Below are 18,138 nucleotides of genomic sequence, written 5' to 3' on the forward strand. Positions count from 1 at the left end.
ATATATGCCTTGGATTATTTAGAGTACAAAGGTTTGTGTTAGACTGGGCGCGTAAAGTGCCCAATTTAATGATGATAGTTTGACACTATGAATGAATCTGACCTGTACCAATATGCCCTGTTTATGCTTTCTCGCCGTGACTACGGTAAAGCTGAGTTATTTAGCCGTATGAAACGACGGATGTATGAGAAAAATGAAGGTATTATTGATGAATCGTTGATTGAAAAAGCCCTTGAACGACTCAGTGAGCAACACTTTCTTGATGATGATCGGGTGGTGGCACTATTAATGCAGGGCTATATTCGCAAAGGTTATGGTCCGTTGCGAATTAAGCAAGAAATGCGTCAAAAAGGCTTTTCTGAAGCTTTAGTTGAAAAACATTTTGCTGATGTTGATGTGGATTGGTTTGAGAAAGCGGCATTGGTACGCAGCAAAAAATTTGGTGATGACCTACCCCAAGATTTTAAAGAAAAGAGTAAACAGATCCGTTATTTACAATATCGAGGTTTTTTTGGCGATATGATTTACGAACTGTTTAGTTGATTGTTTCCTGATTTTAATATCAATGCAGGTTTTCTGTATTTGATTAGCTATCTTGATGACGAACCCATTGGTATCCGCATATACTTCAATTTCTTTTTTTTAACCTAATCTAGTCTGTTCTACCTATCTGAAGAGGGTAATTGGTAAAATCCGCTAGAAAATCTCTTCTATAAAAGATTTATTATTTCTTTATCTTGTGTTTTTATTCATATCTATATTAAAAAATATCGTCTGGCATGATCATTGTCAGTGAATTTTGCTTAACTATTAGGCAGAGTGATTTTTTATAATTACAAAATGAGACAGGCAGGAGAAACAAATGATTGAGCTCTTAATCGGCGTTATTGTCGCCATTGGAGTTGGGCGCTATATCATAAAAGGGTATTCGGCAACGGGCGTGCTAATGACAGGGGGGATTTTACTTCTGATCATTACCGCTATTATGGGCAAAAGTATTTTACCAAGTTCTGTTCCTACGACGGGGTGGCGTACAACAGACATTTTGGAATACATAAAATTCCTATTAATGAGCCGAGGTGGTGACCTTGGTATGATGATTATGGTGCTATGTGGGTTTGCATCTTACATGACCCATATTGGTGCCAATGATGTGGTTGTTAAAATTGCATCAAAACCGCTAAAAATGATCAACTCGCCATATTTATTAATGGTAGCGGCTTATATTGTTGCTTGCTTGATGTCGCTGGCGGTTTCCTCTGCGACTGGTCTTGGGGTGTTATTGATGGCAACCTTGTTCCCCGTGATGGTGAATGTCGGGATTAGCCGTGGTGCAGCGGCGGCAATTTGTGCTTCACCAGCGGCAATTATTCTGGCACCGACTTCAGGTGACGTTATTTTAGCGGCGCAAGCTGCTGAAATGCCATTAGTTGATTTTGCATTTAAAGTGACTTTGCCTATTTCTATTGCTGCAATTGTTGCTATGTCTATCGCACATTTCTTCTGGCAGCGTTATCTAGATAGAAAAGAAAACGTCAAAATGGAAATGCTTGACGTCAATGAAATCAAAACTCATGCGCCTTCTTTTTATGCAATTTTACCATTCACTCCGATTATTGGTGTATTAGTATTTGATGGTAAGTGGGCGCCTGAACTGCACATAGTTACAATCATTGTTGGTTGTATTATTTTAGCTGCTGTTATTGAATTCATTCGTAGTTTCAGTGCAAAACACGTCTATGGTGGCTTAGAGGTTTGTTATAAAGGGATGGCTGAAGCCTTTGCTACAGTGGTTATGTTATTAGTTGCGGCGGGTGTATTTGCACAAGGTTTAAGTACTATTGGTTTTATCAAAGGGCTTATTGACCTAGCACAATCATTTGGTTCGGGCGCGATTGTCATGATGATTGCATTGGTCATTATTACAATGCTAGCTGCAATGACAACAGGGTCTGGTAATGCACCGTTTTATGCCTTTGTCGAATTAATTCCACATCTAGCAAAACAGATGGGCGTCAACCCAGCTTATTTGGTGATCCCAATGTTACAAGCTTCTAACTTGGGGCGCACATTATCACCTGTTTCAGGTGTCGTCGTTGCGGTGTCTGGGATGGCTAAAATTTCACCGTTTGAAGTGGTAAAAAGAACGTCAATTCCAGTGCTAGTTGGCTTAATTGTTGTGGTCATTGCAACTGAAATTTTAGTTCCTGTCTATCTATAAACCCAACCTATTTTTTATGTAAATGGCTGAGCTGGTAGTTCAGCCATTTTTTTATCACATTTAAAATTAAATTCTTTAGATGCAAAATTTATTATTTTAATCACAAGCTAAAAAGGATTTTTACAGAGGAATTACATTGAGTTTTTTTATTTGACGTTATTAACGAGATCTACGCCAAAAAGTTGAACAAAATAGGTAAATTAAATTAGGCGGTCTTACTAACTTCATGCAAAATCGGCGCATCTGATTTTAATAACGTTAATGATGAAGAATACAAGATGAGCACAATAGAAAAAACAGTGGTTACAACGGATAAGCCAGTAAGTAAATGGACGTATAAGGATTTTACATGGGTACTTTCTTTATTTGGAACAGCCGTAGGGGCAGGGGTTTTATTCTTACCTATTAAAGCAGGTGCTGGGGGTTTTTGGCCATTAGTTGTGTTGGCATTAATTGCTACCCCAATGATTTGGCTAGCACATAAAGGGTTAGCGCGTTTTGTTTTGTCTGCAAAAAATCCGAATGCGGATATTACTGATACTGTAGAAGAGCACTTTGGTAAAGTTGGGGCAAATATCATTACCTTTGCTTATTTCTTTGCTATTTACCCAATTGTATTAATTTATGGCGTGGGTATCACCAATACCGTTGATTCTTTTATTGTCAATCAGCTTGGCATGGCGCAACCTCCGCGTTGGTTACTGTCAGGTGTGTTGATTTCGGCAATGACAGCAGGGGTGGTGTTTGGTCGTGACCTCATGTTAAAACTCACTTCTTTGATGGTTTACCCATTAGTTTTCATCTTATTAGCATTGTCTTTATATTTAATCCCTGAGTGGAATATGTCGATGCTAGAAGTGTCGCCTGATTGGAGTGCAATGCCAGTTATAGTTTGGATGGCTATCCCACTGATCGTATTTTCATTTAACCATAGCCCGATTATCAGCCAATTTACCAAAGACCAACGTCAACAATTTGGTGACAAAGCAATCGTCAAAACTGATATGATCACAGGTGGTGCAGCCTTAATGTTAACAGGCTTTGTGATGTTCTTTGTTTTTTCTGTGGTGTTATCTTTAAGCCCAGCAGAACTGGAAATTGCCAAGCAAGAGAACATTAGCGTGTTATCGCATATTGCTAATATCAATCCATCACCAATTTTGTCTTACTTAGGGCCGATTGTTGCTTTTGCGGCGATTGTTTCTAGCTATTTTGGTCACTTCTTAGGTGCCCACGAAGGTTTAGTTGGGTTAATTAAATCCCGCTCTTCTTTCTCAGTTAGGAAAATTGAGACAGCATCTATGTTATTTATTGTGATAACAACATGGATCGTCACTATTCGTAACCCAAGCATTTTAGGTATGATTGAAACGATGGGGGCGCCAATGATCGCGGCTATCCTGTTCATTCTACCGGTGGTATCGATGAATATTGTTCCTGCAATGAAAAAATTTAGTACGTCAAAGCCAGCACAAATATTCACTTTTGTCTGCGGATTAGCGTCCATTACTTCTGTTATTTATGGTGCATTTCAATAATCGCGGGTAATTCGATTCGTTTTAAAAAGCCACAATCTCAATGGGTTGTGGCTTTTTTTTATATGAATAAGAAATAGATTATAAGAATAATACCTTATGTGATTAATTATCGGCGTTGAGCGGTGCAAAGCGTTCTAAGGCATGGAGTGTAGACTAATCTATATGAAATAATTTCAAGTTCAAATAGTTGCCTAGTATATAGTCTTAGGTAATATCTATTGATATCACAGCATAGAACCCACTTATAATTATCTCTTCTGGCCGTGTTTTCCAGTGCGTCATAACAAGGATAACAAATGAAATTAGAAACATTATCGATTCACGCGGGCTACTCTCCAGACCCAACAACCAAGTCTGTTGCGGTTCCAATTTACCAAACTACATCGTATGCATTTGATGACACTCAGCACGGCGCTGACCTTTTCGACTTAAAAGTCGGGGGGAATATTTATACACGCATCATGAACCCAACAAATGATGTTTTAGAACAGCGTGTCGCAGCATTAGAAGGCGGTGTAGCTGGGCTGGCTGTTGCTTCCGGTATGGCAGCTATTACTTATGCCATCCAAACTATTGCGCAGGCAGGTGATAACATTGTTTCCGTCGCAAAATTGTACGGTGGCACATATAACTTATTGGCCCACGCGTTACCACGTTTAGGGATTGAAACTCGTTTTGCGGAGCATGATGATTTAGCCGCACTTGAAGCGCTGATTGATGATAAAACCCGCGCAGTTTTTTGTGAGTCAATTTCCAATCCGGCAGGGTTTATTGTTGATATCGCCGCATTAGCCGAAGTTGCTCACCGCCATGGTGTTCCACTGATTGTCGATAACACAGTGGCAACCCCATACTTATGCCGTCCCTTTGAACATGGTGCGGATATTGTGGTTCATTCATTGACTAAATATATTGGTGGTCATGGGACATCACTTGGCGGGATGGTTATCGATTCAGGGAAATTCCCTTGGGCAGAGCATCCAAATCGCTTTTCTTTATTGATAGAGCCTGATGTGGCTTATCATGGTGTAAGCTATACAGAGCACTTTGGTGCTGCCGCCTTTATTGCTCGCTGCCGTGTTGCGCCTTTACGTGGAACTGGGGCGGCGTTGTCGCCATTTAATTCATTTTTAATCTTACAAGGCTTAGAAACACTAGCATTAAGAATGGATAGGCATACAGAAAATGCATTAAAAGTGGCTAATTTCCTTGAAAAGCACCCACAAGTTGAATGGGTGAAATATGCAGGTTTACCAAGCAATCCAGAGCACGGTTTAGCGCAGAAATATATGAACGGAAAGCCGGCAAGTATAATGTCTTTCGGTATTAAAGGTGGCCAAGAAGCAGGAGCACGTTTTATTGATGCACTGCAACTGATTGTACGATTAGTGAACATTGGTGATGCTAAATCATTAGCTTGCCATCCGGCGTCCACAACGCATCGCCAATTAAATGATGCTGAACTCGCACAGGCAGGCGTATCGCGGGATATGATCCGTTTATCTATCGGTATAGAACATATTGATGATATTTTAGCTGACCTTGAACAGGCATTAGTTGCGGCAAGATAATTGGTGTAAAACTTGATAAAAACTGGTTATGGTAAAGTAAAATCATAACCAGTTTTTTCTTTTTTATTATCCAAAAAAGATGATACTCGTTTTGTTTGTTGTATTAGTTCTTATTTTTATATTAATAATTAGTTTTATATAGTATTTTGAAAAACTGAACGGCCCTGTAAGGTTTTAACCTTAATGTTCAATTCTTATCTATTTATTATTGATGAAATATAATTTCTATTTATGGATTGTTTACCAAGAATCAGCCTGATACAAATTAACTTTTGATTTGTTTAAACGGGGTTTAATTGCCATAACGATAATAACTAAATAGTCAGTAAAAAGTGTTTATTTAAAGCGAATAAGCTAAAAGATATTAAATATCAATAACAAGAATGGTTGAGAAAAAATGATTATGGCAAACAATAAAGTTGCCTACCTTAAGTGGTGCTTACTATTTGGGTTTATCTTAGTGACCTATTTTTTACCGTTAAACGGTAGGTTGCTATGGCAGCCTGACGAGTTACGTTATGCCGAAATTAGCCGGGAACTGATTATTAGCTATAACTGGAGTGTGCCTGAACTTCTTGATATTCGTTACTTCGAAAAACCGATTTTTGGCTATTGGGTTGGGGCACTGTTTCAAATGTTATTTGGTGAAAATAATGTGTCCGTGCGCCTTGGCGCTGTCTTTAGCACTTTGGTCAGTGGGTTATTTGTTTATCTCAGCGCTAAAATGTCATGGAAAAATGCACGTATCGCATTTAACGCTGCCTTTATTTACCTTTCGATGCTTATGGTGTTTACGATAGGCACCTACAATATTCTAGACCCAATAGTCACCGCTTTTATTACGATGGTGATTTTCTTTTTCCAATGGGGTCTAACCACACAACGTTTTTCTCATCGATTATGCGCTTTTATTATGATGGGGGTGGCTTGTGGACTAGGAGTTCTGACGAAAGGCTTTTTAGTGCTTGTATTACCTGTTTTAGTTTGTTCTCTTGCCGCGGTGTACTTTAAGCAATTCAAAGAAGTCTTTGTTTTTTCTTTTGTGTCAATCTTTACGGCATTTGTTATCTGTTTACCTTGGGCATTTGTGATTGCTAGCCGTGAGCCTGACTACTGGAATTACTTCTTCTGGGTTGAGCATATTCAACGCTTTATGGCCGACAACGCACAGAACAAATCACCATTTTGGTTTTATATTCCTATATTACTTGCTGCTGTTTTACCATGGTTGGGTTATCTTTTTGGGGCTATACATTATGCTTGGCGGCAAAAAGGGATTTACCTTTACTTTTTATTGTGGTTTATCGCCCCATTTGTATTTTTTAGCATCACAAAAGGCAAGCTACTAACCTATATTTTACCTTGCATTGCACCGGTTGCCATTTTAATGGCGGCTTACATTGAAAAAGTACGGGCTGAGAAAAAAACAACCGCTATCCGCTTAAATGCCGTTATTAACCTATTGGTCGGTGGGGCTGCCGCGGCATTAATTATTGCTTCTCCTTATATACCTAAAATTAACATTTATCAGGCAGATGAAAGTAACAAATTATGGTTGGCCGCCGCCGCTTTTATCTGCTGGTTATTAGTGGCATTGGTTTCTTTTAAGCAACGGTTTTGGTACTTCGCTGCGGCTTGCACCGTGGCAATCAGTTTGAGTGTCGGCCATGTGATCCCTTATCGCGTTGAAAGTAATAACACGCCTCAAAATGTAATTGAAAAATACCATAAACAGTTAGAAAACAAATCGATATTACTGACAAATAATGTTGGGTTAGGGACAGCTTTAGCATGGGTACTAAAGCGTAGTGATATTACGATGCTTCACCAAACTGGTGAATTAAGCTATGGGTTAAAATACCCTGATGCTATTAATCGGTTTTATAGCTTAGGTCAGTTACCCGGTTTATTAAAAAATAATCACTATAAGAATGTCGCGGTGGTGGTAGATGGTTCACAAAAAGAGATCATTGATGCTCTTCCTGGTAACCCAATTATAATTCGTGAGGGGAACTTAGTTTTCGCTTTCTACGAGGGTTAATAGAAAAATGGTATTACATGGAATGTAATACCATTTATATTTAATCGCCTGATTAGCGAGTTGGCTTATTCCCGTGAGGGTTGTTGCCTGTCGGGTGGTTTTTCCCTATTACAGGGGGTAGCCCATGGTAAATTAATAACATTGTCATACTATTACTCATTGTATTTGCATCGACTTCCACTGTATCCGCAGTTCGACTATTTCTTTGGTAACGACCAGATAACGTATTGCTCATTGAGAAGCCTCCTCTGTTTCTTTTATCAGGCGGTTAGCTTCAGCAAGCTCATAACGCCTTGGTGTCAGTGCAGTCGCACTATGATTACGGGCAAGTAATGAATATATGGTGGGCAGAACAAATAAAGTAAATAACGTGCCAACTAGCATCCCTGTTACGATCACCAAACCTAATCCAAAGCGGCTATTGGCGCCTGCCCCTGTCGCGAATAACAAAGGTACTAAACCAATGACCATCGCTGCTGTTGTCATTAGGATTGGGCGTAAGCGAATTTGTGCTGCTTTGAGGATAGCATGGCGTTTGTCCAAACCTTCATTGGCCTGTAACTCATTCGCAAATTCCACCATTAATATGCCGTGTTTACTGATTAAACCGATTAATGTCACTAAGCCAATTTGGGTATAAATATTCAACGTTGCATAACCCAGCGCGAGTGGGATCAAGGCTCCACAAATAGATAAAGGAACAGTGATCAAGATAATCAGTGGGTCGACTAAACTTTCATATTGGGCAGCTAAAACTAAATAAATGATGATGAGCGCCGCCATAAAGGCAAAGGCGAGGGTGTTACCTTCTTGTTTATATTGGCGCGAATCGGATTGCCAGTCATGGCTGAAGCCGGCAGGTAGTTCACTTGCAATGCCATCTAAATAAGCAACTGCTTGGCCGAGTGTGACTCCCGGAGCCGGAATTGCTTGGAAAATAGCCGCATTTTGTTGATTAAATTGCGTGAGCTTATTGGGTTCAACTTGCGTATTGATATCTACGACAGTTGACAGTGGGATCATCGTTCCTGTTTCCGATTTTACATAGTGCCGTGACAGTGCGTCAGGGGTTAGTCGTTGGCTGCGAATACTCTGTGGGATCACATCATAGGAGCGCCCATCCATTCCAAAGCGGTTGATATAGTTTTCACCCACTAATAAAGTCAGGGATTCACCAATATCTTGCATCCTGATCCCCAAACTATTTGCTTTTGAACGATTAATGCGGACTTCAACCACTGGGTTGTTATAGTCAAGGTCGCTATCCACCACCATAAATAACCCACTTTCACGCGCTTGCTGTTTGATCTCTTCCATGGTTTTGTAAAGCACGGAATAATCTTGTGAGCTTCGTAGTACCATTTGCACCGGTAGTCCCCCTGTTGAGCCCGGCAATGCAGGTAACTGGAAGACAAAGATACTATTTCCTTCAACATCTCCAACACGTCCTTGTAAGTCAGCTTGGATAGCCGACGCAGGGCGCTCGCGTTGTTCCCATGAGGAGAGGTTTGTTCCCCCAAAACTAGCGGAAGGGCCATCAGTGCCGTTAATAATCCATGTGCTTTCTGTTTCCGGTAACTCCATGAAAACATCATGTAATTTACGTGAGAAACGTTCAACATACTCTAGGTTAGCGTGTTGTGGCGATTTAATAGCGGTTAATACGCTAGATTGGTCTTCAACAGGGGCTAATTCACGCGGGGCAGATTGGTAAAGTAGGGGCAAACTGATAAAGACCACAACTGCAATAACACCTGTTAACCAACGGTTTTTCAAAGAAAAATTCAATACAATAGTATAGTAATGAGCTAACGTACTGAAGAACGTTTCAGCCATTCGCGCCATGCGCCCTTCGTTTTGTTTTGAATTGAGCATGAAAGAGCTCATCACAGGGGAAAGGGTTAACGCCACAATACCTGAGACAATCACTGCGCCTGCTAGCGTTAGAGCAAACTCTTTAAATAACGCGCCAGTTAAACCTGACATCAAGCCGATTGGGGCGTATACCGCGGCTAAGGTAATGGTCATCGCGATCACAGGGCCTGCAACTTCACGAGCCCCAATTAATGCAGCTAAAACAGGGGATTTCCCTTCCTCAATGTGGCGATGAACGTTTTCGACAACAACGATAGCGTCATCCACAACGAGCCCAATGGCGAGTACCATTGCTAGCAAGGTGAGCAAGTTAACACTAAAGCCGAAAGCCATCATCAGTGCGGCTGCGCCTAACATTGATAACGGAATGGCTAAGATTGGAATGATGACACTGCGAATTGAGCCTAAACACAGGTAAATAACCACAATGACAATGAGCAAGGCTTCAATTAAGGTGCTGATCACTTGGTCAATAGAGGCTTTAATAAAGCGTGAAGTTTCAAATGCCATTTCCACCTTAACACCCGGGGGTAAGGTTTTAGTGATATCAGGCATTAATTGATTCATGCCATCAACAATTACTAACGGGTTCCCCGTTGGTGTCGCAAACAAACCAAGGTAAATAGCCGGCTCCCCATTCATCAAACCACTTGTTTCAGTGGATGAAGCGCCCAGTTCAATGGTTCCTACATCTTTCAGGCGGACTAATCCATTACCGTCATTTCGGATCACCAGATCACGGAATTCATCAACATTGGTGAGGTCGCTATTGACATAAACGTTAGAAATAACGAATTCACCTTTAATTTTTCCGGGAGCTGCTTGGTAGTTATTTTGGCGCACAGCTTGCGCGACGTCGGCGGCTGTTAGCCCTCGCCCTGCAAGCTTATCGGCATCAAGCCATAAACGCATAGCAAGTTGTTGCCCACCAAAAACTTGGACTTTGGCGACGCCGTCAATAGAGGAATACATCGGCTCAATAACGCGGGAGATATAATCCGTTAGCGCTGGAAATTAGTACTGGAAAAGCCAATATAGGCAACTGCGGTGGATTCCCCAGAAGAAAGCTCAATAACAGGGTCATAAGCTTCTTTCGGTAACTTATAACGAACTTGGTTTACTTTAGCCATTACTTGAGCAAGAGCTTGGGTAGAGTCTCGATTAAGTTCCATTCGTACAGTGACAAGGCTGCTACCTTGTACTGAGGATGAGGATAGATAATCGACCCCCTCGACTGAGGAAACCGCTTGGGCAATAGGTTGCGTCACAAAACCTTGCATCAGCTTTGCTGATGCCCCGGGGTATTGTGTCGTAATGGTAATAGTTGCACTTTCAAGTTGTGGATATTGGCGAATAGGTAGCTTGCTTAGTGCAAATAAGCCAATTAACACGATAAGTGCGCTGACGACCAGAGCTAAGACAGGCCGGCGAACAAAAATATCAGTAAATTTCATTGCGCCTTCCTTAAGAACCTTGAACGGTCGGAGTCATTGGTTCAGACAAGGTGTCTTGTGCGACAGGTGTCACCGCAGAACCATCGTTTAAGCGCAATTGCCCTGAAGTCACGACTTTATCGTCGGCAGTTAACCCTTGCTCTATTTCTATTTTTCCATCCCAACGTTGCCCCGTTTTCACCGAAACGCGTTTAACTGTCATGGCGCTGCCTTCGCCTTGCGTAATGAATACGGTATCGCCATAGGCAGTATAAGTAACCGCAGTTTCTGGGATGGTGAGGACTTGATTGCTGACTTGGCGCACCACATTGACATTGGCGTACATGCCAGCTTTCAGTGTCCCATCGCTATTGTCTAATGTTGCTTGTAAGGCAATAGTGCGAGATTTGCCGATTAATGGGTCAATAGCAGTGATCCGAGCTGGGAATGTTTTATTTGGGTAGGCATCGACAGTAATATCGACAATCTGCCCCAGATGGAGTTCGGGGGATGCCTGCTCATCTAATGAAAAATTGAGCTTTAATGTTTTCGTATTGACAAGGCTAGCGACAGTTTCTCCGGGGCTCAAATATTGCCCTTCGTGTACTTGGCGAATACCTATTGTGCCATCGAAAGGTGCGACGATGGTTTTTTGCGCAATCAGAGCTTGGGTTTGACGGATCAAACCTTGAGCGATATCGCGTTCCGCCCGTGTACTATCAACTTGAGCTTCTGCGACTAAATGCTGTGTTGCGAGGGAACGGGTTCTTTCGTATAAACGAGCAGCATTACGCAACTGTGCTTGATAACGCGATAAATCGGCTTGCTCAACCGCATCATTGAGTTGCACTAATAGCTGGCCTTTTTTGACTTGCTGACCAGATCCAAAAGCAATTTTAGTTATGCGGCCACTGGTTTCAGCTGCCACTAGCACTTGGCTTCCTGCTTCAAGTTCACCTACTCCGTAGAAAGTTCGTGGAGCCGTGTTTAAACTGACTGGGGCTAACGCGACTTTAACGGGAGGGTACTGGTAAGCAGCTTGTTTATTATCTTCATTTTGTGCATAGGTAGAATAGATAGCACTACCGCCCCCTGCAGCAATTAAAATTGAACACAGTATGATTATTGTTTTTTTATTCATTAGATTTTCCTTCTATTTCTGCGTTTTTAACGCGAAATAAAGACCTCGAAAATGCCCTGCAATAGCGACAGCGATTAAGCCACCGATGACTGAAATATGCTCAATCGCCCAAAACATAGCGATTTTGGCTTCTTCCCCTGTATAGCTCCAAAAGGTATGAACAATCACAATAGTGAGAAACAAAAATACGGCTAGAGCACCAGTTCCAAGCCATAAAAGGCGGTTGAAAAGCACCAGAACGGAAGCGGCTAACATGACAAAAGCAGATGCGATATTGAAAAACCAATCCGGGTGCAGACCGGCAGCACGCATTTCGGCAAGGCTATTCTCATAATCAAAAACTTTGGCTAAACCAGATGAAATAAATAAAACCAAGATCAGCAAACGAGCAATAATCCATAAGCTGTTGCTTTCTAACAATTTGGTGATCACCGATGGCATAAACCTATCCCCTTTAAAAAAATAATGTCAATTGACAAACTTGCAGGGTGGTACTATAAAACCTTAAGTTAAGTTAAGTTGAGGTCAAGCTAAGGGACGCAAAAATGACAGAGAAAGACACGAAAGCGATAAAACCACGCAAAGAAAGTGGAAAAAAAATAGATTTTACAAGGGCATTAACCGTTGGTGAGGTAGCTAAACTTGCTGGTGTGGCGGTGTCGACAGTTCATTTTTACGAGTCAAAAGGGTTGATCCAAAGTACACGCACGCAAGGAAATCAACGACGTTTTCACTCTGTGGTTCTGCGTTATATTGCCATCATTAAAGTTGCGCAAAGTACGGGGATACCACTACATGAAATTCAAGAAGCTTTGGGGCGTTTTCCTGCGAATAGTTCACTCACATCGGAACAATGGAAAGAAATGTCCACCCAGTGGCGCTCTTCTTTAGATAAGCGGATCAGGCAGTTAACTCGTTTGCGCAATGAATTAGATAATTGTATTGGCTGTGGTTGTTTATCACTGAGTGATTGCCCGCTTCGCAACCCTGATGATGTATTGGGAAAAAGAGGCCCCGGCGCACGAATTTTGGAACGCCCATAAGTCATTTCCCCTTACCTGCATCCCATCACATTTCTCACCATTTGGATAGCCACTGCAAAAAGTGGCTATTTGTTTAGGTATATCAACACATTATTATTTAAATTGCCGCACTGAATGGATAATTTTTGCGTCCATCGGCTACAGCTTTTGGCTATTTTTGCGTAATTATTCGTCATGTTAATTTTTTGTGAAATCATTGTAATTAAATGAGAGTAAAAAAGAGGATGCCGAAGATGAGAGGTTTAAATAGTAAAATTGCCATCGTTACCGGAGGTGCGACCAAAATTGGTGCAACCGTGGCGAAAATATTGAGCGATTACGGCGTGACGGTCACTATTTTTGATATTGATGCAGTGAATGGTGAAAAAGTTGTTCAAAATGAGCCGAATATTGATTTTCTTCCAGTAGATATTACCGATGATCAGCAGCTTAAGCAGGGAATTGACCGTGTTGCGCAAAAATATGGTCAACTCGATTTTTTAGTTAATCTGGCCGCCACTTATCTTGATGAAGGCCAGTCATCCACAAGGCAAGATTGGCTAACTGCCTTAAATATTAATGTTGTCAGTGCCGTCATGGCGGCTCAGTTTGCCAAACCTCATTTAGCGAAGTCGGGTAAAGGGGCGATAGTTAATTTCACCAGTATCTCTTCTAGCGTTGCGCAAACTGGTCGTTGGTTATATCCCGCATCTAAAGCCACTATGTTAGAGGTCACTCGTAGCCAAGCGATGGATTATGCGCAGGATGGGGTCCGTGTGAACTCTGTGTCACCGGGTTGGACTTGGTCTCGTGTCATGGATGAAATAACGGGGGGCAACCGGCAAAAAACAGACCGCGTAGCTGCGGATTACCACTTATTAAAACGCGTTGGCGACCCTGAAGAAGTTGCTCAAGTTGTCGCGTTCCTTCTTTCTGACCTAGCGAGCTTTGTCACTGGCGCAGATTACGCCGTTGATGGCGGTTACTCGGCTATGGGACCCGAACAGGCTAAACCCGCAATTCCCCGTCTTGCTGAATAAGACACCATATTAAAGACTTTGCAGAGGAAAATACTATGCGTCGTATTGCTATCGTAGGTGGTGGTCAAGCGGGTATGCCATTAGCTTTAGGCTTGCTCGATAAAGGCTATGAAGTCACAGTTGCAACAAACCGTACGCCAGATGATGTGAAAAAAGGCCGTGTGATGTCGAGCCAGTGCATGTTCGATATTTCACTACAATTTGAGCGTGATTTAGGGCTAAATTTTTGGGAAGAAGATTGCCCACCCGTTGAAGGTATTGGTTTTACGGTTCCACATCCAGAAAAAGCGGGTGAAAAAGCCATCACATGGCGGTCTCGCTTAGATAACTATGCGCAAGCCGTTGATCAGCGTATCAAAATGCCATATTGGATGGAGCTATTTGCGGCTCGTGGCGGTAATTTACGTATTGAAGATGTGGGTATTGCAGAGCTCGAACGCCTAGCGGAAACCCATGATTTAGTAATATTAGCAGGGGGCAAAGGTGAAATAGTCAAGCTCCTTGAGCGTGATGAAACCCGTTCGCCGTATGATAAACCTCAGCGAGCTTTGGCATTGACCTATGTCCACGGCATGTTACCAACCCCTGAATATTCACAAGTTTCATTTAACTTGATCCCTGGAGTTGGTGAATATTTCGTATTCCCTTCTCTGACGAACAGCGGTGATTGCCACATTATGGTCTTTGAAGGGGTCCCCGGTGGGCCAATGGACCAATGGAACGAGGCGCGTACTCCCCAAGAACATTTGGCTTACAGTAAAAAGATCCTTAACACCTATTTACCATGGGAAGGGGAGCGCTGCCATAACATTGAGCTAACAGATGATAACGGTATTCTAGCGGGACGATTTGCGCCGACAGTGCGTAAGCCCGTGTTAACGCTGCCATCAGGTAAAATTGTGTTCGGCTTAGGTGATGCGCTAGTCACCAATGACCCGTTGACAGGGCAAGGTTCAAACAATGCGACGAAAGCCAGCAAAGTTTACTATGACGCTATCTTAGCGCATGGAGATAAACCTTATACCGCCCAGTGGATGAACGACACTTTCGAACAATTCTGGAAATATGGTCGCTATGTTGTTGAGTGGACAAACTCTTTATTGGCTCCTCCTGAACCGCATATTTTACATCTCTTGGATGCCGCTCAACAGTTGCCATCTCTCTCACATACTATCGCTAATGCATTCAACTACCCACCAGTCTTATTTCCTTGGTGGAAAGATGGGGCAGCTTGCGAGGCTTACATCCAATCACAAATGATGGAAGAAGCTCGAGCCTAAAAGGGGAGTCCAATATGTCTATGATTGCAGAGGATACATTCATGTGTGATAGGGAATGGGGCCATACCGAATTTGAACCTAAAGCCTTGCGCAATTTACTCGGTTGTTATCCAACAGGGGTCGCGGTTGTGATCACACGTGCAGCGGATGGCCGTGACGTTGGGTTAACAATTAACTCATTTGCATCGTTATCACTCGACCCACCATTGGTGTTATGGAGCCTAGTTAACCATTCACCAAATTTATCTGTGTTTCGTGATTGCCGTCATTTCACTATCAATATTTTAGGTAAAGAGCACCAAGAACTGGCCATGCGTTTTGCTAACCCACGCATCGAAAATAAATTTGCAGATGTGGCGACCCATGTAACGCCAGAAGGTGTCCCCGCGCTACATGGCGCGATAGCCACCTTAGTTTGCGAAAATCATAAACAAGACCATATCGGTGATCACCTATTAATGGTGGGACATGTTCGGCGGATTAGCAGTGAAACAGGTAAGCCGCTGGTTTTCCATGGTGGCACGTTTACCGCTTTACATGAAGCCCTTTAGGTGTAGGAGAGATTATGAACCAGCCAGCATTGATGACATTCGTAAAAGAATTGCAACAGGGCAATATTCGCGTTGTTGACTTGACGCAGACATTATCCCCATCGTTTCCTGCCTTGCAGTTACCCGAACAATTTGGGCAAGTATGGTCATTTAGTATGGAACAAATTTCCCGCTACGATGATAACGGCCCTGGGTGGTATTGGAATAATTTTAGTTGTGGGGAACATACAGGAACCCATTTTGATGCACCTATTCATTGGATAAGCGGCAAAGACCAAGCCAATAATACCGTAGATACGATCCCTGTCGAAAATTTTGTGGCACCAGCGGTTGTGGTCGATGCCAGCCAAGAAGTGGCTAACAATGCAGATTGGGTACTGACGGTAGAGTTTCTACAACAATGGGAACACAAACACGGCAAAATCCCAAAAGGGGCATGGGTATTATTTCGGACGGATTGGTCAAAAAAGGCCGATAACCCTGTGGAATATGTAAATATGCACGAAGATGGTGCACACACACCCGGACCATCGCAAGAAGCGGTTGAGTGGCTTATTCATGAGCGTGATGTGAAAGGGTTTGGTGTTGAGACTATTAATACTGATGCAGGGCAATCTTATCGTTGGCCAATTGCATATCCCTGTCACACATTGATGCATGGCAGCAATAAATATGGCCTGCAATGTTTAAAAAACCTCGATAAATTACCTGCAACTGGCGTCGTCATTGTTGCCGCTCCTTTAAAAATTGAAGGGGGCTCAGGTAGCCCATTACGTGTACTAGCGCTGGTGGGGTGATTTATGACAACACACTCTCACCCTCAAGTCATTGTTGTTGGCAGCGGGATGAACTCATTAATGTGTGCCGCTTTATTGGCGGTACGCGGTAAATCAGTACTGGTTCTAGAGCGTAATGACCGCTTAGGGGGCTGCATTCGTACTGAAAATTTATTTGAGGGGTATACCCACGACTTACTGTCTTGCTGGTATTCGTTATTCGTAGGCAGTCCCGGTTATCAGGAACTCGAACCTTATTTAAAAAAATATGGTTTAGAGTTTTGCCAATGTGATTATTCGACAGGGTTAGTTCAGCCAGATGGTCAGTCTGTTGCATTAAAGCGCGATATTGCTGAAGCAGCAAAGCAACTTGATAGTTTAGCACCGGGAGACGGTACGGCATTTCGTAAAATGGCAGAGACGCTATTTAACCAAGACGCAGCACTGACATTTGGTTTATTAGGTCAAAACCCATACAGTGCGGGCATGTTGAAATTATTATTTTCGCAATGGCGCAAACGAGGTGTAGATGGGTTATTGGATTTTGCTAAGTCTGGAATAGAAAGCTTTCGCCGTTGGTCTGAGCGTGAGCTACAACATGATTTTAGCCGAGCTTTAATGGCGCCTTGGGTATTACATACAGGGTTAGGGCCTGATGAAGCGAGTTCTGCGCTAATTGGGAAACTCACATTTGCAGCGGTAGTTGCTGGTGGTATGCCTGTTGTAAAAGGTGGGAGCGAGCGCATTGTTGAGGCGTTTTCGAAGGTCATCGAAGCCCATGGTGGGCAGCTCAAAACAGGGATGCACGTTGAAAAAATTATTACTCAAGGCCTCGGGAAGAATAGCCGAGCAATAGGGGTTAGGGCTAATGGGCAGGACATTAGCGCTTCAGAGAGCGTGATATGCAATGTTACCCCGACTCAGTTATATGGCGTATTGCTTGATCTTGATAATGTTTCCCCACAAATAAAGCAAAGGTCAAACGGTTATCGTTATGGGCGTGCGGGGATGCAAATCCATTTTGCACTGAGTGCTCCTCCTCCTTGGTGTAACCCTGAGCTTCTTCATGTTCCTTTGGTTCATTTTACGGAAAGTATGGAACAGGTTTGTTTGTCTGTGGCCCAAGCGAATAACGGTTACTTACCTGATAAACCGACGTTTGGTATTGGTCAGCCGACAGCGCTTGACCCAAGCAGAGCCCCCGATGGAGGGTGGATTTTATGGGTTCAAATGCAGGAGCTTCCTCGCACCTTAAAAGGTGATAGTGCTGGTGAAATTTCAATTCCAGAAGATGGAAAGTGGAATGAGCAAGTGCGTGAAGCAGTAGCTGATCGGATACAGCAGCGTTTAGAACAAGTTATGCCGGGGTTCTCTTCACTGATTGTCGGCCGTAAAGCGATTTCTCCAGCTGATCTTGAACGCTATAACTGCAATCTCGTCGGCGGTGATCCTTACTCAGGGACTTGCTCACCAGACCAATTCTTTTGGTTACGTCCTTTTGCGGCGACGGGGCAAACAAAAGCACATCAAACAGCAGTAAAAAATCTCTTTCATATTGGCGCATCAACACATCCCGGCCCCGGGCTTGGTGGTGGCTCTGGTTACCTTGTTGCACAAAAATTGGCAGTCAAACGTAGGACATAAATAAA

Annotated in this window: 14 protein-coding genes and 1 pseudogene; 11 read left to right on the forward strand and 4 right to left on the reverse strand. The window is 42.8% G+C overall.

Annotation, left to right across the window (positions count from 1 at the left end):
• The first annotated feature begins 87 nt into the window (after window positions 1–87).
• From RB151_RS02350 to arnT, 5 genes are all read left to right on the forward strand, one after another.
• A complete protein-coding gene (locus tag RB151_RS02350; protein ID WP_042848480.1) occupies window positions 88–543 on the forward strand; it encodes a regulatory protein RecX in 456 nt (151 codons plus the stop codon).
• Window positions 544–862: 319 nt separating this feature from the next.
• Window positions 863–2,221 carry an anaerobic C4-dicarboxylate transporter DcuC gene (gene dcuC / locus RB151_RS02355; protein ID WP_042848478.1) on the forward strand — a complete coding sequence of 453 codons (1,359 nt, stop codon included), beginning with the start codon at window positions 863–865 and terminating at the stop codon, window positions 2,219–2,221.
• Window positions 2,222–2,499: 278 nt separating this feature from the next.
• Window positions 2,500–3,759 carry an aromatic amino acid transport family protein gene (locus RB151_RS02360; RefSeq protein WP_042848477.1) on the forward strand — a complete coding sequence of 420 codons (1,260 nt, stop codon included), beginning with the start codon at window positions 2,500–2,502 and terminating at the stop codon, window positions 3,757–3,759.
• A gap of 296 nt (window positions 3,760–4,055) precedes the next feature.
• Complete coding sequence (locus RB151_RS02365; protein ID WP_042848476.1) at window positions 4,056–5,330, forward strand: bifunctional O-acetylhomoserine aminocarboxypropyltransferase/cysteine synthase; 1,275 nt, start codon at window positions 4,056–4,058, stop codon at window positions 5,328–5,330.
• 397 nt (window positions 5,331–5,727) lie between these two features.
• A complete protein-coding gene (gene arnT / locus RB151_RS02370; RefSeq protein ID WP_071547655.1) occupies window positions 5,728–7,371 on the forward strand; it encodes a lipid IV(A) 4-amino-4-deoxy-L-arabinosyltransferase in 1,644 nt (547 codons plus the stop codon).
• A 52-nt stretch (window positions 7,372–7,423) separates the two neighbouring features.
• On the opposite strand, the gene RB151_RS24095 is transcribed toward arnT, so the two are convergent.
• The 4 genes and pseudogenes from RB151_RS24095 to RB151_RS02390 form a co-directional block, all read right to left on the reverse strand.
• On the reverse strand, window positions 7,424–7,606 hold the full coding sequence (locus tag RB151_RS24095) for a hypothetical protein (RefSeq protein ID WP_042848473.1): 183 nt from the start codon (window positions 7,604–7,606) through the stop codon (window positions 7,424–7,426).
• Window positions 7,603–10,700, reverse strand: a pseudogene (locus RB151_RS02380) (MexW/MexI family multidrug efflux RND transporter permease subunit). Before RB151_RS02380 ends, RB151_RS24095 begins: the two are co-directional and overlap by 4 nt.
• A gap of 10 nt (window positions 10,701–10,710) precedes the next feature.
• Complete coding sequence (locus tag RB151_RS02385) at window positions 10,711–11,820, reverse strand: efflux RND transporter periplasmic adaptor subunit (RefSeq protein ID WP_042848470.1); 1,110 nt, start codon at window positions 11,818–11,820, stop codon at window positions 10,711–10,713.
• A 12-nt stretch (window positions 11,821–11,832) separates the two neighbouring features.
• Window positions 11,833–12,261 (reverse strand): DoxX family protein, encoded by a 429-nt coding sequence (locus RB151_RS02390; protein WP_042848469.1) that lies wholly within the window; start codon window positions 12,259–12,261, stop codon window positions 11,833–11,835.
• A 104-nt stretch (window positions 12,262–12,365) separates the two neighbouring features.
• On the opposite strand from RB151_RS02390, the gene soxR reads away from it, so the two are divergent.
• The 6 genes from soxR (at window position 12,366) to RB151_RS02420 (ending at window position 18,133) form a co-directional block, all read left to right on the forward strand.
• Entirely contained in the window at window positions 12,366–12,863 is a 498-nt protein-coding gene (gene soxR, locus RB151_RS02395) for a redox-sensitive transcriptional activator SoxR (RefSeq protein WP_071547656.1), read from the forward strand.
• Window positions 12,864–13,096: 233 nt separating this feature from the next.
• The gene (locus RB151_RS02400; protein ID WP_042848466.1) at window positions 13,097–13,882 is read left to right on the forward strand and encodes an SDR family oxidoreductase; all 786 of its coding nucleotides are present in this window, start codon (window positions 13,097–13,099) and stop codon (window positions 13,880–13,882) included.
• Window positions 13,883–13,917: 35 nt separating this feature from the next.
• Complete coding sequence (locus RB151_RS02405; protein WP_048608776.1) at window positions 13,918–15,162, forward strand: styrene monooxygenase/indole monooxygenase family protein; 1,245 nt, start codon at window positions 13,918–13,920, stop codon at window positions 15,160–15,162.
• A 14-nt stretch (window positions 15,163–15,176) separates the two neighbouring features.
• On the forward strand, window positions 15,177–15,713 hold the full coding sequence (locus RB151_RS02410; RefSeq protein WP_225833164.1) for a flavin reductase family protein: 537 nt from the start codon (window positions 15,177–15,179) through the stop codon (window positions 15,711–15,713).
• Window positions 15,714–15,727: 14 nt separating this feature from the next.
• Complete coding sequence (locus tag RB151_RS02415) at window positions 15,728–16,510, forward strand: cyclase family protein (protein ID WP_042848463.1); 783 nt, start codon at window positions 15,728–15,730, stop codon at window positions 16,508–16,510.
• Window positions 16,511–16,513: 3 nt separating this feature from the next.
• The gene (locus tag RB151_RS02420) at window positions 16,514–18,133 is read left to right on the forward strand and encodes a phytoene desaturase family protein (protein WP_071547657.1); all 1,620 of its coding nucleotides are present in this window, start codon (window positions 16,514–16,516) and stop codon (window positions 18,131–18,133) included.
• Window positions 18,134–18,138 lie beyond the last annotated feature (5 nt).

This window comes from Providencia rettgeri, from assembly GCF_001874625.1.
Lineage (GTDB): Bacteria > Pseudomonadota > Gammaproteobacteria > Enterobacterales > Enterobacteriaceae > Providencia > Providencia huashanensis.